21 protein-coding genes are annotated in these 16928 nt (G+C 60.0%); 11 read left to right on the top strand and 10 right to left on the bottom strand.

All coding sequences use genetic code 11. The annotated features are described in order from the left end of the window. The first annotated feature begins 157 nt into the window (after positions 1-157). Positions 158-826, top strand: a complete 669-nt coding sequence (locus tag ACTJJ7_RS07320; protein WP_440966327.1) for an outer membrane lipoprotein carrier protein LolA — start codon at positions 158-160, stop codon at positions 824-826. A 126-nt stretch (positions 827-952) separates the two neighbouring features. After that, entirely contained in the window at positions 953-1759 is an 807-nt protein-coding gene (locus ACTJJ7_RS07325) for an exodeoxyribonuclease III (protein WP_440966329.1), read from the top strand. A gap of 15 nt (positions 1760-1774) precedes the next feature. On the opposite strand, the gene ACTJJ7_RS07330 is transcribed toward ACTJJ7_RS07325, so the two are convergent. Together ACTJJ7_RS07330 and ACTJJ7_RS07335 are read right to left on the bottom strand one after the other, a co-directional pair. Next, positions 1775-2233 (bottom strand): cyclic nucleotide-binding domain-containing protein, encoded by a 459-nt coding sequence (locus tag ACTJJ7_RS07330; RefSeq protein WP_105734239.1) that lies wholly within the window; start codon positions 2231-2233, stop codon positions 1775-1777. A 38-nt stretch (positions 2234-2271) separates the two neighbouring features. Beyond that, a complete protein-coding gene (locus ACTJJ7_RS07335; RefSeq protein ID WP_091879514.1) occupies positions 2272-2955 on the bottom strand; it encodes a response regulator transcription factor in 684 nt (227 codons plus the stop codon). Positions 2956-3084: 129 nt separating this feature from the next. Here ACTJJ7_RS07335 and ACTJJ7_RS07340 point away from each other — a divergent pair, with 129 nt between their 5' ends. Further along, positions 3085-3618, top strand: coding sequence for a L,D-transpeptidase family protein (locus ACTJJ7_RS07340; protein WP_130271235.1), 534 nt, complete (start codon positions 3085-3087; stop codon positions 3616-3618). Positions 3619-3625: 7 nt separating this feature from the next. Here ACTJJ7_RS07340 and ACTJJ7_RS07345 read toward each other — a convergent pair whose 3' ends face one another. From ACTJJ7_RS07345 to tsaD, 5 genes are read right to left on the bottom strand one after another with little or no spacing between them, the layout of a single operon-like run. After that, positions 3626-4297 carry a class I SAM-dependent methyltransferase gene (locus tag ACTJJ7_RS07345; protein ID WP_440966331.1) on the bottom strand — a complete coding sequence of 224 codons (672 nt, stop codon included), beginning with the start codon at positions 4295-4297 and terminating at the stop codon, positions 3626-3628. A gap of 9 nt (positions 4298-4306) precedes the next feature. After that, positions 4307-4735 carry an EVE domain-containing protein gene (locus ACTJJ7_RS07350; protein WP_105734242.1) on the bottom strand — a complete coding sequence of 143 codons (429 nt, stop codon included), beginning with the start codon at positions 4733-4735 and terminating at the stop codon, positions 4307-4309. Positions 4736-4743: 8 nt separating this feature from the next. Next, positions 4744-5034: a YciI-like protein gene (locus ACTJJ7_RS07355; protein ID WP_105734243.1), complete on the bottom strand. Its 291-nt coding sequence runs from the start codon at positions 5032-5034 to the stop codon at positions 4744-4746. A gap of 30 nt (positions 5035-5064) precedes the next feature. Beyond that, positions 5065-6051 carry an NAD(P)H-dependent glycerol-3-phosphate dehydrogenase gene (locus ACTJJ7_RS07360; protein WP_440966334.1) on the bottom strand — a complete coding sequence of 329 codons (987 nt, stop codon included), beginning with the start codon at positions 6049-6051 and terminating at the stop codon, positions 5065-5067. After that, positions 6048-7127, bottom strand: a complete 1080-nt coding sequence (tsaD, locus tag ACTJJ7_RS07365) for a tRNA (adenosine(37)-N6)-threonylcarbamoyltransferase complex transferase subunit TsaD (RefSeq protein WP_130271230.1) — start codon at positions 7125-7127, stop codon at positions 6048-6050. Before tsaD ends, ACTJJ7_RS07360 begins: the two co-directional genes overlap by 4 nt. 96 nt (positions 7128-7223) lie before the next feature. Between tsaD and hemC the strand changes: the two genes are divergently transcribed. From hemC to ACTJJ7_RS07395, 6 genes are all read left to right on the top strand, one after another. Continuing rightward, a complete protein-coding gene (gene hemC / locus ACTJJ7_RS07370; protein WP_440966336.1) occupies positions 7224-8153 on the top strand; it encodes a hydroxymethylbilane synthase in 930 nt (309 codons plus the stop codon). After that, positions 8153-8878 (top strand): uroporphyrinogen-III synthase, encoded by a 726-nt coding sequence (locus ACTJJ7_RS07375; protein WP_440966338.1) that lies wholly within the window; start codon positions 8153-8155, stop codon positions 8876-8878. Before hemC ends, ACTJJ7_RS07375 begins: the two co-directional genes overlap by 1 nt. A gap of 107 nt (positions 8879-8985) precedes the next feature. Beyond that, entirely contained in the window at positions 8986-10320 is a 1335-nt protein-coding gene (locus ACTJJ7_RS07380; protein ID WP_440966340.1) for a COG4223 family protein, read from the top strand. 13 nt (positions 10321-10333) lie between these two features. Then, positions 10334-12019 carry a heme biosynthesis protein HemY gene (locus ACTJJ7_RS07385; RefSeq protein ID WP_440966342.1) on the top strand — a complete coding sequence of 562 codons (1686 nt, stop codon included), beginning with the start codon at positions 10334-10336 and terminating at the stop codon, positions 12017-12019. Positions 12020-12183: 164 nt separating this feature from the next. Then, positions 12184-12660 (top strand): TerB family tellurite resistance protein, encoded by a 477-nt coding sequence (locus ACTJJ7_RS07390; protein ID WP_105734250.1) that lies wholly within the window; start codon positions 12184-12186, stop codon positions 12658-12660. 10 nt (positions 12661-12670) lie between these two features. Next, on the top strand, positions 12671-13405 hold the full coding sequence (locus ACTJJ7_RS07395) for a glutamine amidotransferase (protein WP_440966343.1): 735 nt from the start codon (positions 12671-12673) through the stop codon (positions 13403-13405). A 5-nt stretch (positions 13406-13410) separates the two neighbouring features. Here the strand turns inward: ACTJJ7_RS07395 and ACTJJ7_RS07400 are convergent, their stop codons facing one another. Both ACTJJ7_RS07400 and aqpZ read right to left on the bottom strand, forming a co-directional pair. After that, positions 13411-14652 carry an MFS transporter gene (locus tag ACTJJ7_RS07400; RefSeq protein ID WP_440966345.1) on the bottom strand — a complete coding sequence of 414 codons (1242 nt, stop codon included), beginning with the start codon at positions 14650-14652 and terminating at the stop codon, positions 13411-13413. Between the two features lie 151 nt (positions 14653-14803). Further along, the gene (gene aqpZ, locus ACTJJ7_RS07405; RefSeq protein ID WP_105734253.1) at positions 14804-15493 is read right to left on the bottom strand and encodes an aquaporin Z; all 690 of its coding nucleotides are present in this window, start codon (positions 15491-15493) and stop codon (positions 14804-14806) included. A 258-nt stretch (positions 15494-15751) separates the two neighbouring features. Between aqpZ and ACTJJ7_RS07410 the strand changes: the two genes are divergently transcribed. After that, a complete protein-coding gene (locus ACTJJ7_RS07410; protein WP_105734618.1) occupies positions 15752-16042 on the top strand; it encodes a YggT family protein in 291 nt (96 codons plus the stop codon). Positions 16043-16057: 15 nt separating this feature from the next. Then, positions 16058-16381 carry a DUF167 family protein gene (locus ACTJJ7_RS07415; RefSeq protein WP_440966573.1) on the top strand — a complete coding sequence of 108 codons (324 nt, stop codon included), beginning with the start codon at positions 16058-16060 and terminating at the stop codon, positions 16379-16381. Here ACTJJ7_RS07415 and ppa read toward each other — a convergent pair whose 3' ends face one another. Then, positions 16382-16918: an inorganic diphosphatase gene (gene ppa, locus ACTJJ7_RS07420; RefSeq protein ID WP_105734254.1), complete on the bottom strand. Its 537-nt coding sequence runs from the start codon at positions 16916-16918 to the stop codon at positions 16382-16384. It abuts the gene before it with no gap. Positions 16919-16928 lie beyond the last annotated feature (10 nt).

The raw sequence follows: 16928 nt of genomic DNA on the forward strand, positions 1-16928 counted from the left end.
ACTACATAACGGCATGATGCAGCGTTACGTAACCGGTGTGCCCGCCGATGCGTTGCGAAATTGAGGAACAAGTTGCGGTTTCCCGCCGTTTCTCGGCCATAGTCAGGTCAAACTGACCGGGTATACAGCAAGAGAATAAGACAGGAGACTGAACATCATGACAACGACCAAAGCTTCGCTTCGCACGATTGGCACGTTTGCCCGGACATGTGCTGCGGCTTCCGTGGTTGGCATGGCGCTGCTTCTCGGTGCAGCTGGCATTTCCGGGCAGGCAAGCGCCCAGGCGGCACCTGCCGCCATCAACGGAGCCCAGCAGATCGCCAACCAGTTTTCCAGCGTGAAGACGATGACCGGCGACTTTGTTCAGTTCGGTCCGCGCGGCGAACAAACCGAAGGCACGTTCTATATCGAGCGGCCGGGCAAGATTCGCTTCACCTACAACAAGCCATCGCCGATCCGCGTGATTTCCGATGGTGAATCCGTCGTGATCAACAATCGCAAGCTCGATACCTGGGATCTCTATCCCCTGTCGAAGACGCCGTTGAAGCTGCTGCTTGCCGACCAGATCGATCTGACCGGCGACCGGGTGAAGTCCGTCAAGGAAGAGCCCGACATGACGACGATCGTTCTCGGCGACAAATCCGTCTTTGGCAATTCCACCATCACGATGATGTTCGATCCGAAGACCTATGAGCTGCGCCAGTGGACGATCACTGATGCGCAGGGCCTGGATACAACGGTCATGATCACCAATGTCCGCAAGGACGTGAAGTTCGCCAAGGACATGTTCACGATCGACTACACGCGCATCGCCATGAAGCGCTGACCGCTTCATCTTTCAGGGCCGCGTCGTCACACCAATCGCGTGTGGACGAGCGGCCTTTCGATTTTCAATCGCTGCAAAGATGGTCTAGGCTCGCGTCAATCCATTCTATCGCGAGATTTCTCCCCCATGCCTTTCTCCGTTGCCACCTGGAACATCAATTCCGTGCGCCTGCGTCTTGATCTGGTCCTGCAGTTCCTGCGGGATCACCAGCCGGATGTTCTGTGCCTGCAGGAAACGAAATGCCCCGATGATCTCTTCCCGCGCGAGGCCTTCCACATGGCCGGCTACGAACATATCGAGATCAGCGGCCAGAAGGGATATCACGGCGTCGCCACGCTCTCGCGGCGGCCTTTGTCGGAGCCCGCCCGGGTGGGTTTCTGCAACATTGCCGATTGCCGTCATCTGAGCACGATTGTCATGGCCGGATCGAAGCGGCTGCGCATCCATAATTTCTACGTGCCCGCGGGCGGTGACGAACCGGATCCGGCTATCAATCCCAAATTCGCGCACAAGCTCGGCTTCCTGGAAGAGATGAAGGCGATGAATGCCGTTTATGGCGATGGCCATGCCTCGTTGCTCGTGGGCGATCTGAACATTGCGCCGCTCGAAACGGATGTGTGGTCGCATAAGCAGCTGCTGAAAGTGGTCAGCCATACGCCGATCGAGACGGAGACTTTCGAGGCCCTGCGCAAGAACGGCGGCTGGAGCGATCTGATGCGCCATTATATTCCGCCGCACGAAAAGATCTATACGTGGTGGAGCTACCGTGCTGCCGATTGGGCCGCGGCGGATCGCGGCCGCCGTCTCGATCACATCTGGGGGTCGCCGGATCTGGAGAACGATCTTGCCAGCATCACGGTGCTTCGCGAAGCGCGCGGATGGGATCGTCCGTCCGATCATGTGCCGGTCATTGCCCGGTTCAATCTGGATTAGAGAGTGATCCGGCGGCTACTCGCCGCCGAACAGGTGCTCATACCGGGTAATTTCCGCAATCATTTCATTCAGGTCGGCGGAAATCTGGGTGTGGAGCGCGGCGGCAATTTCCGGGTACTCCTCAAGAATACGCCGGAACAGCGAGCGATTGAGCCGGATGACTTCGGTTTCGGTGTCGGCCATGGCGCTGGTGAGGCGCTTGGTCTGGGCAATGATCGCCATTTCGCCGAGAACCGCGCCGGGGCCCACACTCTTGAGCACGACACGCCCGGACTGGCCTTCGCGGAACAGCGAAATGGTTCCCCGGTCGATGACATAGGCGCAATCGGCGGACTGGCCCTCGCGGTAAAGCTCGCGGCCTTCCCTTAGAACAAGACGCTCGGTACCAAAGGCAAGCAGACGCAACTGGTCGCGGGTGAATGTCCCGAACAGCCCCACTGTCTCCAGAATGCGAATATCATCTTCAATTGCCATGCAAGAACAGACATATACCTAGATTCACCTGATCGGCATCAAGGAATGAGTTTGTATCCCCCGCTTTCGGTAACCAGTATGCTCGAATTCGACGGATCGTGCTCGATTTTTTGTCGCAACCGGTAGACATGTGTTTCCAGCGTGTGGGTCGTCACGCCGGAATTATAGCCCCAGACCTCCTCCAGCAGCACATCACGGGTGATGACCTTGCCGCCGGCGCGGTAGAGATACTTGATAATGGCGACTTCTTTTTCCGTCAGCCTGATCTTGCCGCCCTTGGCGTCGATCAGCATTTTCTGGCCGGGTTTGAAGGTGTAAGGGCCGACAACGAAGGTCGCATCCTCACTCTGCTCGTGCTGGCGCAATTGCGCGCGGATGCGCGCCAGAAGCACCGCAAAACGGAATGGCTTGGTGACATAGTCATTGGCGCCCGATTCGAGGCCGAGGATAGTATCCGAATCAGTGTCGTGGCCCGTGAGCATGATTACAGGCGCCTTGAACCCGCCTTTGCGCAAAAGCTTGACCGCTTCCCGCCCGTCCATGTCGGGAAGGCCCACATCCATGATCAGGAGGTCGACGACACCATTGCGCGCGGACTGGATACCCTTGGTCGCATTGTCTTCCTCGATGATCTGGAACTCTTCATAGAGGCTCAGCTGCTCAACCAGGATGGCGCGAAGATCAGTATCATCATCGACGATAAGAATGGTGCGTGCTGTCATATGGTTTCCCGCCCGTGCAAAGAAGTGGTTGGAATTTAAGTCGAATTGTTCCGGAAAGAAAGAGGACCGGCTTGATATTGCTTATGCGGCGCATCAGTCTGACATAAAAATGCTTTTTATGAGGCAAGTATGAGTCGTACAGCGTTGAAAATGATCGATGTTCGCCGCAAGCCCGGCCACCGCAGCCGCGGACAACTGATTGCCGGCCAGATGGTTTTGCACTGCGCCCTGGGGAAAGGCGGGATCACCGCGTTCAAACGGGAGGGCGATGGGGGAACGCCATTGGCGCGCATGCGTCTGCTCTATGGCTTCAAGCGCCCTGACAAGCGGGTGATTGCGCCGACCGGGCTCAACTTGCGCGCGCTGCGCCGTGCGGATGGCTGGTGCGAAGTGGGCGATGATCGCAACTACAATCGCAAGGTGCGCATTCCCTACGGCGCCAGCCATGAAACCATGTGGCGCAAGGACGATCTCTATGACATCTGCATCGTCATGGACTGGAACATCAAGCCGCGGCGCCGTTCTGGCGGCAGTGCCATCTTCTTTCATCTGGCCCGGCCCGGCTATACCCATACGGAGGGCTGCATTGCCCTGAATCGCCGGGATATGGACCGGTTGCTGCCATTTCTGTCACCGGAAACGGTTATCCGGGTTTTGCGCTAGAGTCCCGCTAATAGCGGAACCGCCAGACGGTGGTGCGCTTTACCTCGGAATCTTCGAGGATTCGGGTCACCGGCACCGCATAGACTGCCAGTTCCTCCAGCAGGTTCTTCGGAAAATACGAGCGGCCGGGATCGCCGACAATCACGGTTGCGCCGCGCGCGGCGAGCGCCGTGAACCACGGGATAAGCCGGTCCGCGAGCGGCTTTTCATAGAAGACGTCACCAGCCAGGACGACGTCCCAATCATGGTCCGTATCGATCAGATCGTGAATGAGGGTTTCGACCGCGACGCCGTTGGCATCGGCGTTGAGATTGATGGCCGGACGGGTGAAGGGGTCGATGTCGCAGGATGTGACGCGCGCTGCACCGGCCATTGCGGCGGCGATGCCGACAAGACCGGAGCCGGAGGCGAAATCCAGAACAGTCCTGTTCCTCACCGTATCAGGATGATCGAGGACATAACGTGCGACGCCCTGGCCGCCGGCCCAGGCAAAAGCCCAGAAGGGCGGCGGTAGGCCAATGGTCGCCAGTTCCTCTTCCGTCCTGTGCCAGAGGTCATGGGCTTCATCGGCCAGATGCAGGTTTATCTCCGGCACATGGGGCGGCGCCTGCAACGTGGTATTCGCCCGAACAAAGCGCCGGTAGCGTTCGCTGTTCGGATCAAGCGCCTGCTCATCCATGACGGGCCATCATTGCGGTGCGGGAACAAGCCCGGCCATGCGGCAAACTTCCTCCCATTCGTCCGGAGTGACCGGCTGCACGGAAAGGCGCATCGAGGTGACGAGGGCCATTTTTTCCAGCTTGGGGTTTGCCTTGACGTCCTTGAGCGTGACCGGTTTCGGCACGTCCCTTACCGCACGGATGTCGACGCACTCCCAGCGGGGATCGTCCGTGGTCGAATCATGGTGCACCAGCGCGCAGACCTCGACGATGCCAACCACTTCGAGGCCTTCATTGGAATGGTAGAAGAAACCTTTATCGCCCAATTGCATGGCGCGCATATTGTTGCGCGCGAGATAGTTGCGCACGCCGGTCCATTCGGTGCCCTTGGCGCCCGCTTCCTTCTGTTTCTCCCAGGACCACGCGTCGGGTTCGGATTTGAAAAGCCAGAATGCCATGTTTGAACCTATTTGCTGTCTGGATTCTTGATTGCCCAGTTCCATGGGCGGATATCGACCGATGCGAAGAGGCCAGCCTTGGCATAGGGATCGTTTGCAGCGATTTCCCGGGCGCCGGCGACATCGGCGGCGTCGATCACAACCAGACTGCCGTTGGGCTTGGAATCGTCTCCAAGGAAAGGCCCAGCGAATTTCAGGCGGTCGCCGAGACCGTTGAGATAGTCAAGATGCGCGGCGCGGGTATCAAGACGCACCTGCAGATGGCCAGGCTTGTCGTTGCAAAGTAGGGCATAGAGCATTCGGTTTCTCCGATACGGACAATCAGATTTCTAATCTTCGTTTTTCAGCGGTCTTGCAAGCAGGGCTTCGACCGCTTCGTCAATGGTAATGCTGCGGTCCAGAATGCGCGCAACCGCTTCGATGATGGGTGCTTCGATGGAGTGCCGGGCGACCAGCTCCGCGGCGATGGCTGCCGTCGCCACGCCTTCCGCCAGCGGCCTGCCGGTCAGGTCATCGCCGCGGCCAAGGGCAAGGCCGTAGGAATAGTTGCGCGACTGGGATGTCGAGCAGGAGAGCAGCAGATCGCCGAGGCCGGAAAGGCCCATGATCGTCTCCGGCCGGGCGCCAAGTGCATGACCCACACGCCGCAGTTCGACAAAGCCACGGGTCACCAGCGCCGCCTGTGCGCTCGCGCCAAATCCCCGGCCGATGGCGGCGCCGGCGGCAATGGCAAGCACGTTCTTCAGCGCGCCGCCGATCTCGACGCCGACAAGGTCATCCGTCGAATAGCAGCGGAATGCCGGACCCGAAAGGGCAAGCGCGATTCGGTCAGCTACGGTCTGGCTTTCGGCGGCAACGGTGACGGCGGTCGGCAGGCCCCTTGCCACGTCGCTGGCAAAGCTCGGTCCGGACAATGCCGCGATGAGCTGATCCGGGATGATCTCCCTGACCAGGCTGGACATCAGCAGACCGCGTTTGCGATCAATGCCCTTGGCGCAGATGATCAGCGGCACGGCTCTCGGGATCAGGGGCTTCAGCTCCTCAAGAGCGCTGGCCATGGCCTGCGCCGGAATGACGCAAAGAATGAAATCGCTGCCCGCAAGAACACTCGCTGCGTCCGTACTGGCGGTCAACGGCGCTGGCAGATCTATGCCCGGAAGGTAAGTTTCATTGCGGTGAAGCGCGTTGATGGAATGAACACTGGCGGCGTCGCGGGCATAAAGGCGCACGCTGTGTCCATTGTGCGCTGCCATGGCGCCAAGGGCCGTACCCCAGGCACCGCCGCCAAGAACCGCAATGTTGTGCGTGGGACTCATGCCTTGGCTCCTCGACGCCCGGCGCCGATCAGGGGGGCGGATTGCATGTCCAGCGGCCAGCGCGACCGCGGCGCGATATCGAGCGAATCGGCGGCCATATGCCCGGCCCGTTCCACCCCGGCCCAGGCGATCATCGCGGCATTGTCGGTGCACAGCGCCATGGGCGGCGCAATGAAGCGGAAGCCGTTGCCGGAACACAGGTCCTGCAGGCAGGTCCGCAGGACCTTGTTGGCGGCAACGCCGCCAGCGACGACCAGCACGGGTTCCTTCACACCGGGAAACCTGGCGCGAAAACGGGCAAGCGAGCGCGATACGCGGTCATTCAGCGTATCGGCAACAGCGGCCTGAAACGCGGCGCAGATATCGTTTACATCCGTCTGCGACAGCGGTTCCAGTGTGGTTGCCAGCTGGCGCACGGCTGTCTTCAGGCCGGAGAAGGAGAAGTCGAGCCGTTCCTCGCCCTTGAGCGGCCTTGGCAGGGAAAAGCGGCTGGGATCACCCAGAGACGCCGCCTTCTCCACCTCGGGGCCACCCGGATAGGGCAAGCCAAGCAGTTTTGCTGTTTTGTCAAAGGCTTCGCCGAGGGCATCGTCGATGGTCGTGCCAAGCCGTTCATAGTCACCGAGGCCCTTGACCAGCACCATCTGGGTATGGCCGCCGGAAACAAGGAGAAGCAGATAGGGAAAATCGATCTGGTCGGTGAGACGGGGGGTCAGGGCATGACCTTCGAGATGATTGATGGCGTAAAACGGCTTTTGCGCCGCCATGGCAATGGCCTTGCCAGTCATGAGGCCGACGATCAGGCCGCCGATCAGGCCGGGACCAGCGGTTGCGGCCACCGCATCCACCTCGTCCAGGGTCATGTGAGCCTCATGCAGCGCCTGCCCGATCAGCCGGTCGAGCACTTCCACATGGGCACGTGCGGCAATCTCGGGCACGACGCCGCCATAGGGTGCATGATCGTCAATCTGGCTGAGAACCACGCTGGACAGAATCCGTCCCTGGCCGTTGTGATCGCGCTCAACGACCGCCGCCGCCGTTTCGTCACAGCTTGTTTCTATGCCCAAAACCCGCATCGATGACCCTGACATCCTTCGCCGCATTGCCCGTTGCACAAAAGCCCGTTAGTTAGGGCCGGATAATTCAAACTCGCGTAACACGGACTGCGACTAATGCAAACAAAAACGCTCAAGATCGGTACACGTGGGAGTGCGCTGGCACTCGTACAAGCCCGTGAGACGCGTGATCGGCTGGTTAAAGCCCATGGCCTGCGCGAAGAGGACATCGAGATCGTGGTGATTTCGACCAGCGGCGACCGGATTCAGGATCGTCCGCTGTCGGAGGTTGGCGGCAAGGGGCTGTTCACCCTTGAGATCGAAGAACAGCTGGCGGATGGCCGCATCGATCTGGCCGTGCACTCCTCCAAGGATATGCCGACCTTCCTGCCCGAGGGCCTGCATCTCTCGGTTTTCCTCGAACGCGAAGATCCGCGCGATGCTTTCATCGGCCGTACTGTGAGAACGCTGGCGGAATTGCCTTTGGGCGCGGTTGTCGGGTCTGCCTCGCTGCGGCGCCAGGCGCTGATTCTCAAATCGCGGCCGGATCTGAAAGTTGTGAACTTTCGCGGCAATGTGGAAACGCGCCTGCGCAAGCTGGCCGATGGTGAGGTAGACGCTACTTTCCTGGCTTATGCCGGTCTGCGCCGCCTTGGCCTTGGCGATGCGGCGACTGCGCTGATGGATGTGGCAACCTTTCCACCGGCACCCGGACAGGGCGCGATCACACTGGAAACCCGAATCGGCGACGCGCGAATCGATGCGCTGGTCGCGCCGCTCAATCATTTCGCGACGTCGACGGCGCTGGCCTGTGAACGCGCTTTCCTCGGTACGCTCGATGGTTCGTGCCGCACGCCCATCGCCGGTCTTGCGACGATTTCCGGCAGCACCCTGAAATTTCACGGCATGATCCTGCTGCCGGACGGGACGGAAGCCCACGAAGTGACCGGCGAAGGCGATGTGGCGGATGCGGCGGCCATCGGGCAGGATGCCGCCGCACGCGTCAGGGCAAAGGCCGGGGCGCATTTCTTTACGGATTGGCTCTGATGGAAAAAACCGTTCTGGTCACACGGCCCCTGCCAGCTGCGACCAGAACCGCCGACCGGCTGCGCGCCCAGGGCTATGTGCCCCTGCAGTTGCCGCTCACGGAAATCGTTCCCCTCAACCCGGCATTGCCTGACGGCGCGTTCAATGCCCTTGTTGCAACGAGCGCCAATGCGCTGGTCCATGCAAGCGATGCGCTGCTTGCGCCGTTTCTCCAGCTACCTTGCTTCACCGTAGGCGAAGCAACCGCGGATGCGGCGCGTGCCCGCGGCTTTGAGACAGTGACGACAGGTGATGGCGATGGAGAATCGCTGGCGCAAACCATTGTCGAAGAATTGTGTTCAGGTGCCTCCATTCTGTACCTGACCGGCCGGGTGCGGTCGCCGGGTTTTGAACGCGCGGTGGCGAAAGCGGGATTCCCGTGCGCTTCTTTGGCCGTCTATGATACGGTTTCAGTCAGTTATACAACTGAGTTTTTGATCAAAACCCTCGGGTCAAGAAATATTGATTGCTGCTTGCTGTATTCGCAGATGAGTTCGGATGTGCTGTCCACTCTGATCAAAGCGGCGAGATTGGCGGAACTCTTTGATAAGACACTATTTTTATGCCTGTCGCGGCGTATTGCCGATGGTCTCAAGGGCCTCAACGCGCCATCTATTGGGATTGCCCGCCGCCCGGATGAAGACGCGTTGTTCGACCTCCTGGCGGGGTTGCAGGGCGATGGATGAACGGCAATCGTCGCTGCATGACGTTTCCGAAGTGGAACTTCCCTGTTAGCTTGGGGTTTCAGTCAGCCCAATTGTTCTGAAGCCCAATTGTTCCGAAGAGAGTGTCCATGGCCAAATCATCCGTTCCCCGTCATTCCAAATCAGCCCGGAAGCCTGTGACGATAGAACTGGAGCCATCGGACATTGTGAAGAGTGCACCGGCGAGCACGAATGTGCCGCAGCCCGAGCCGGTCGGCTTCAGCCCGAAGACCGACGCCAAGCCGCAGCCGCCGAGGGACGAGCCGGTCAAAGCTGCTGCTTCCGGCAATGCGGAGAAGCCCAACACAGACAATACATCGCAGCAAAGCCCGTCGTTTGGCCGGTCGCCATCTGCCGAAGCGCCGAAACAGGCAGCATCTGCATCTGCTGTCGTGCCGCCGAAGACGGGTGATCCGCTCGGGCGTTTGACGTCCGGTCTCATCGGCGGTGTGGTCGCTCTGCTTGGCGCTGCGACCCTGCAATGGGCCGGGGTGTTGCCATCGCCCAAGGCTGACCTCTCCGCCGTCGAGCAGCAGATTGCCGAATTGCGTGCGGCCGCTCCGGCGAAGGCCAGTCTTGATGAAGGCGCGCAAGTGGCATTGAATGGCGCGGTGGAAAACGCCAAGCAGGCTCTGGGTCAGGTGTCCGGCATTGCCGCTGACGTAAAAGCCCTGAAGCAAACCCTGGCGGACGTCCAGACAAAGGCTGCAAGCGCCGGTGGTGCTGTTGATACCAGTGCTATCGATGCGCGTATCGCATCGCTTGAGACGCAATTGACCGCCAGCCAGCAGAAAGTGGAGCAGGCTGCCGGTGCACTTGCGGGGGAAGCGCAGGCGTCAGCGGCTTTGCAGACGCGACTCGATGCGCTTGAGACCAAAGTGCAGGACAATGCGGGACAGAACACCATGGCGCTGGCCATCGCCGCCACCGGCCTGAAGTCGGCGATTGACCGGGGCGGGCCTTTTGCGGCGGAGCTTGATACATATCTTGCTGTCGCGCCGGCCTCTGCCGATGCCGAGGGGTTGCGCTCCGCCGCTTCGGCCGGTGTTCCGACCGTCAGCATGCTGGCGAGCCAGTTCGGCGACGTGGCGACGAAAATCATTGCGACAACGCGCAAGGTTGACCCGAATGCGGGTATTGTCGACCGGCTGTGGGCGAGCGCCAGCGGCCTTGTCGAATCGCGTCCGGTGGGCCTCGTCGAAGGCGAAGGTGTCGATGCTATCACTGCGCGCATAGAGGTGCATCTCAACGGCGGCGACTTGCCAGCCGCCATTGCCGAATGGGACAGGCTGCCCGAAACGGCCAAAGCTGTCTCGGCCGATTTCGCCAATGCCATGCGCGCCCGGCAGAAGGCCGGCGATATCGTTTCCAAGGCGCTCTCCAACGCGTTGACCGGCATGAAGACGCCGACTGCGGCGCAGTGAGGGAAAGACGATCATGATCAAAGTCCTGTCCTTCCTCATCGTCGTTCTCGTGCTCGGGTTTGGTTTTGCATGGCTGGCCGACCGGCCGGGCGATCTCGTCGTCACCCTCGCCGGGATGCAGCACAAGGTCAGCCTCATGGTGGCCGCATCCGCCATCGTGGCGCTTGTGGCCGCTGTCATGCTTGTCTGGTGGATCATCAAGAGCGTCATTGGGTCTCCCTATGCCCTGCGCCGCCATTTCCGCGCCCGCAAGCGTGATCGCGGCTATCAGTCCCTGTCCACCGGTCTGATTGCAGCGGGTGCAGGAGACGGGCAGACGGCCCGGCGCATGATCAAGCAGGCGGAAAAACTGCTCAATGTCGACCAGGAGCCGCTGATCAAGCTTCTGGACGCACAGGCAGCCATGCTGGAAGGCCGTTCGGATGATGCGCGGGCGAAATTCCAGGCGATGCTGGATGATCCGGAGACGAAGCTGCTCGGCCTGCGCGGGCTTTATCTTGAAGCGCAACGCCTTGGTGCGCGGGAAGCGTCGCTGCAATATGCCGAACAGGCGGCGCTTCTGGCACCCAACGTCGAATGGGCGGCCACGGCGGCTCTCGGGCAAAAGACAGCCCATGGCGATTGGGATGGCGCTCTGGAACTGCTGGAGAAGCAGAAATCCACCAAGCAGATCGACAAGGATACGGCAAAGCGTGAACGCGCCGTTCTCCTGACTGCCAAGGCGATCGATACATTCGAAAGCGATCCGGCGGGATCGAAACCCATTGCCATCGAGGCGAACAAGCTTGCGCCGGATCTGATCCCGGCCGCCATCATCGCCGCCAAAGTGCTGTTCCAGCAGGGTGACCTGCGCAAGGGGTCGAAAATCCTGGAGCATGTGTGGAAGAAACAGCCGCATCCGGAAGTGGCGGAAACCTATGTGCATGCGCGCCTGGGGGATTCGGTGTTCGACCGCTTGAAGCGCGCCCGCAACTTGGCTTCGCTCTATCCGCATCATGCGGAATCGAACCTTGCCATTGCCCATGCGGCGCTGGCCGCCGGCGAATTGAAGGAAGCACGCGAGGCTGCCGAGACCGTGTTGCGCACGGCCCCGCGCGAAAGCGCCTATCTGCTGCTGGCCGATATCGAGGAGGCGCAGACGGGCGATCAGGGCCGCGTGCGCCAGTGGCTGTCGCGGGCCGTCAAGGCGCCCCGCGACCCTGCCTGGACCGCCGACGGCTATGTTTCGGAGCGCTGGGCGCCCGCTTCACCGGTCACCGGCAAGCTGAACGCGTTCGAGTGGAAGGTTCCTGTCGAGCAATTGGGAACAATGATCGATGCGCGGGATGATTTTGACAGTGCGCTGGCCGCCAAACCTGTCCAGCTCGCACCCCGGCGCGAACCTGAAGAACCCTTGATCCCGGCAAAGTCCGTGGTGGTGCCTGCGGAAAGGCCCGCGGCACGGGTTGTTGAAGCGGATGGCGATATTGCGGATGCGGAAATCGTACCGGCGGAGCCTGCGGTGAAGCCCGTGGCGGCAAAACCGGAAGAGCCGCATGCCCATGAACGCATTGCGTCCGTCCTGCCATCCCTGGCGGAAACGGCGCCTGCCGCGGTGCAGCGCGAGGAAGAAAAACTGGTCATTCCGGTGCCGGATGACCCGGGCGTGCAACGGGATGACGAGGAGGACCGGCCCAACAAGAAGTTCCGTCTCTTCTAGAAGAGCTTTTCCGGTCCAGATGGCCGGAACTGCCCTGGTGTGTCGATCCTAACACATTAATTTCAATAGCGGTCTTTGCGGCAAGATGCACAATGACAGGGCCCTGTCAGCCAAGCTATCAGTTGATTCGGGTCATTGATAACAACGCTGAGAGATCTGTTTTGATGCTGGACCGCCTTGTCACCTTCTTCAAAGCTTTGCCGTCGGGCGAAAGCGGGAAAGGCCATTTTTCGAGGAACGATCCGCGCCTTGCGGCGGCCGCGCTGATGTTTCATGTCATGGATGCGGACGGAGAGCGGCGCAAGGTGGAGCGCAAGCGCCTGTCGCAGCTGATTTCCGAAGCCTACGGGCTCAAGGGCGAGGCGTTGAAGCGCCTGCTGGAGGATAGTGAGCAGGCGGATCAGGAAGCCGTCGATCTCTACAGCTTTACCAGCGTGCTCAAACGCAATCTTGACGAAGCGGCGCGCATTCACTTCATTGAACTGATGTGGGACGTGGTTTTTGCCGACGGATCCGCGCATGAGCTGGAAGAAAATGTTGTCTGGCGGGTTGCGGAACTGATCGGAGTCTCGTCCCGTGACCGGGTCACGATGAAACAGAAGGCAGCCCTTCGCGCCAAGCAGGCGGTGCAAGAGGAATAGGATCAGAAGCATGTTCCAGACAGACTGGATGGAGAACAGGCAAGTGAAGCGCCCGAAAATCCTTACGGTACTGCATCAGGAACGTTCAAGCCCCGGCCGTGTCGGCCAGCTGCTGCTGCAGTCCGGCTTTGATCTGGATATCCGCCGTCCGCCGCTGGGTGATGGCCTGCCCGAAACGCTGGAGGATCATGCGGGCGCTGTCATCTTTGGTGGCCCCATGAGCGCCAATGATCCCGATGAATTCGTTGACCGGGAAACCGACTGGCTGTCCGTGCCGCTGGCGGAAAACAAGCCGTTTCTCGGCATTTGCCTTGGTGCGCAGATGCTCGCCAAGCATCTTGGCGGCACGGTGGGTCCGCATCCGGAAGGACTGGTGGAAATCGGCTGGTACGAACTGGAAGCCACCGAGGCCGGCAAGGCCCTCATGGACTGGCCGTCCATGGTGTATCATTTTCATCGCGAGGGCTTTGACCTGCCGCGCAGCGCCACCCTTCTGGCAACCGCCAAGGCTTACCACAACCAGGCCTTCCGCTATGGCGAGAATGCCTGGGGTGTGCAGTTCCACGCGGAATTGACCCGTGCCATGATGCAACGCTGGGTCGTGCGCGGTTCGGAACGCTTCACAATGAACAATGCCCAGCCGGGGCGCGAGCACCTGGAGGGCCGCCTGGTTTACGATGCGGTGCTGAAAGCCTGGCTTCAGCGCTTCCTCGGTACGATCTTCGGCGCGCCGGTTCCGGCTTAGGCCGTCTACGTCCGGCCCTGCAGGTTGCGTGCTTTGCGCAATTGCGGAAACCAGTAAGCCCACAGGCCTGCCACGGCAATGGTGCCGACGCCGCCGAAGACCACGGCAGGGATGGTGCCGATCAGCGATGCCATGATACCGGCCCGGAATTCACCCAGTTCGTTCGACGCACCGACAAAGACCATGTTGACCGCATTGACGCGGCCGCGGACGTGGTCTGGCGTCCAGAGCTGCAGCAGCGTTTCCCGGATGTAGACGCTGATCATGTCGGCGGCGCCCATGAAGGCCAGCAGGGCGATGGAGAGCCATGCAAGGTTGGATATGCCGAACATGATGGTAAGCAAGCCGAACAGCGCGACAAACAGGAACATGATCATGCCGGCATGGTCGCGGATGGGATGACCGGCCAGCCAGAGGGCGGTCAGAATGGCGCCGATACCGGGCGCTGCCCGCAACATGCCAAGTCCCCAGGGGCCAAGCTGCAGGATGTCCCGGGCATAGACCGGCAGGAGCGCCACGGCGCCGCCGAGCAAGACGGCAAACAGATCGAGCGAAATCGCGCCGAGAACGACTTTTTCTTTCCAGATGTAGTGGAAGCCTGCCAGCAGTGTCTGCAGTGATTTTTTCTCGCTGAGCGTGTGCTGGGCGGGTTTGGGGATGGAGAAAATGCAGATCGTGGCGGCAGCCAGCAGGATTGTCGCGATGCTGTAGGCGATGGCGGGCGACAGGCCGTAGAGCAGGCCGCCGGCAACCGGGCCGACGATCGTGGCGATCTGCCAGGCGGAGGAGTTCCACGACACCGCATTCGAAAATACTTCCGTGGGAACCAGATTGACAACCAGCGAGGCGGAAGCCGGTCCAAGAAAGGCGCGTCCCACGCCGAAACCGGCGAGAATGGCAAAGACGGTGAGCGGGGTGAATGTATGGGTGAGGGTCAGCAGCAACAGCAACGCCGCGCAGATCACTTCCGCACCCAGTGCGAGCCCCATGATGAAGCGGCGGCCGAACCGGTCTGCGGCGGCACCGGTGACGAGAACCAGCAGAAGCGAGGGCGCGAACTGGACGAGGCCGACAAGGCCAAGATCAAAGGGGTCGCGCGTCAGATCGTAAATCTGCCAGCCAACCGACACGCTGATGATCTGGATGGCGAAGGAGCCGAAGAAGCGTGCCAGCCAGTATCGGGTGAAGGAGGAATGACGGAAGGCGGCATAGCGATCATGCGCCGCGTTCGTTTCTGAGAGGGACATTGCGATGAAAGGCTCCGGAATCTGGAGATCTCTTCTAGAACAAATCCGGTCAAAGGGGGATCAATAAATATGAATTATTATATCGTTTCGGCAGGGCGAAAAAATGGGCCGGATCAACCGGCCCAAAATCAAGTGTGAAAGGATCGGGAACTCACTCCTTGCCGAGAAGGACCTTCCAGATGGTCGCACCGACAACGGCGCCGACCAGGGGAGCCACCCAGAAGAGCCACAGCTGGCTGAGCGCCGCTGTCTGGGCAAACAGGGCCACGCCCGTGGAGCGTGCCGGATTGACGGATGTATTCGTCACCGGAATCGATACCAGATGGATCAAGGTCAGCCCCAGACCAATCGCGATGGGCGCAAAGCCTGCCGGAACCGAAGATGATGTTGCCCCAAGGATGATGATGATGAAGAAGGCGGTCAGCACCACTTCCGTAACCAGGGCGGCGGTCAGTCCAAAGCCGCCTGGAGAAAGTTCAGCATAACCATTGGAAGCAAAGCCTTTGACGCCGGCGAAATCCGCCTTACCCGAAGCGATCAGATAAAGCACGGCCGCCGCCGCGATAGCGCCGATAACCTGCGCGATCCAGTAGGGAATGAGATCCTTGACATCGAACCGTCCCGCCACGGCAAGGCCAAGCGAAACGGCGGGATTGAAGTGGCCGCCGGAAATACCGCCGACCGCATAGGCCATGGTAAGAACCGTAAGACCAAACGCAAACGCAACACCAAGAAAGCCGATGCCTGTGCCCGGAAATGCGGCGGCCAGCACGGCACTGCCGCACCCGCCAAGAACGAGCCAGAATGTACCGAAAAATTCGGCTGACAGTTTATTGAGCATGAAAACCCCCTAGATAATTGCTTGCCGGAACTGCCCGACTCACAACTAGAAGTTAATCTTGTTTGGCAAATTCAACAATAACGTTCAATTGTATAGTGATGAATACGGTTGTTCCGCGGCTGGGCTGTGCTGTTTGACACGGAAATACTTAGCGGCTGGAATGGAGCGGTGCATCTGGTTTCGCCGTGGGGGAAGCTGCTGCCCCTTGCCCGAAAGCGCGCCAATCGCTACATGTCGCGTGACTATCAGGAGAAACCCATGCTCGCCCTTCTCGAAACCATCAATCTGGCGCTGACACTCTATTCCTACATCATCATTGCCAGCGCAATTTTCTCATGGCTCCATGCGTTCAACGTGATCAATTCAAGCAATCACTTTGTCGCGTCGATTGGTGAGTTTCTGTATCGTGTGACGGAACCGGCGCTGCGTCCCATACGCAGGTTCATTCCTGATCTGGGCGGCATCGATATTTCACCGATCATCCTGCTCCTGATCATTTTCTTCCTTCAGCGGTTTCTCGCAACGACGATTGCGCCAGCGCTGCTCTAAGTCAGCGCCTTGGCTTTGCGCGGGGTATTCTTTCGCAAAGAGCGCGACGGCGTCACGCTCTTTGTCCGGCTGACGCCAAAGTCAGCCAAAGACGCGGTGGAAGGTGTCGAAGCGACGGTTGATGGCAGGGCGCATCTGAAAGCGCGTGTGCGGGCAGTCCCGGAAGACGGAAAGGCCAATGCGGCGCTGGAGAAGCTGCTGGCGCAATGGCTTGGCATTGCAGCGCGGGATGTTTCCATTGGCGCAGGCGCCACATCACGGCTGAAGCAGGTGAAGATTTCGGGCGATCCTGAGGCGCTCGCATCGAAGCTTGCGCGGCTGGGATCGCCCGACGAATAATCAGGCCTTCTTGGCGTTGTGACGCTCGATGGCTTCAGTGATCAGCTTGCGGGCTGCATCTTCATCGCCCCAGTCGCCGATCTTCACCCACTTGCCGGGTTCCAGATCCTTGTAGTGTTCGAAGAAATGCTGGATCTGCTTCAGGGTGATGTCGGGCAGGTCCGTGTAGTTATGGACCTTTTCGTAACGCAGTGTCAGGTGCGGCGACGGCACAGCGATGATCTTTTCATCCTGGCCCTTGTTGTCTTCCATCACCAATACGCCAATGGGGCGTACATTGATCACGCTGGTGGGCATCAAGGCACGGGTGTTGCAGATCAGCACGTCGATCGGATCACCATCGTCCGACAGGGTGTGCGGCACGAAACCGTAATTGCCTGGATAGGTCATCGGGGTATGCAGGAACCGGTCGACAAACAGGGCGCCGGAATCCTTGTCGAGTTCGTATTTGATCGGCTGGCCGCCGACTGGAACCTCGATGATTACGTTGACATCTTCAGGAGGATTATTGCCGACCGAAATGGCATCAATGCGCATATTTTCAGAG

The sequence above is a fragment of the Phyllobacterium sp. 22229 genome (genome assembly GCF_052056495.1).
GTDB lineage: Bacteria > Pseudomonadota > Alphaproteobacteria > Rhizobiales > Rhizobiaceae > Phyllobacterium > Phyllobacterium myrsinacearum.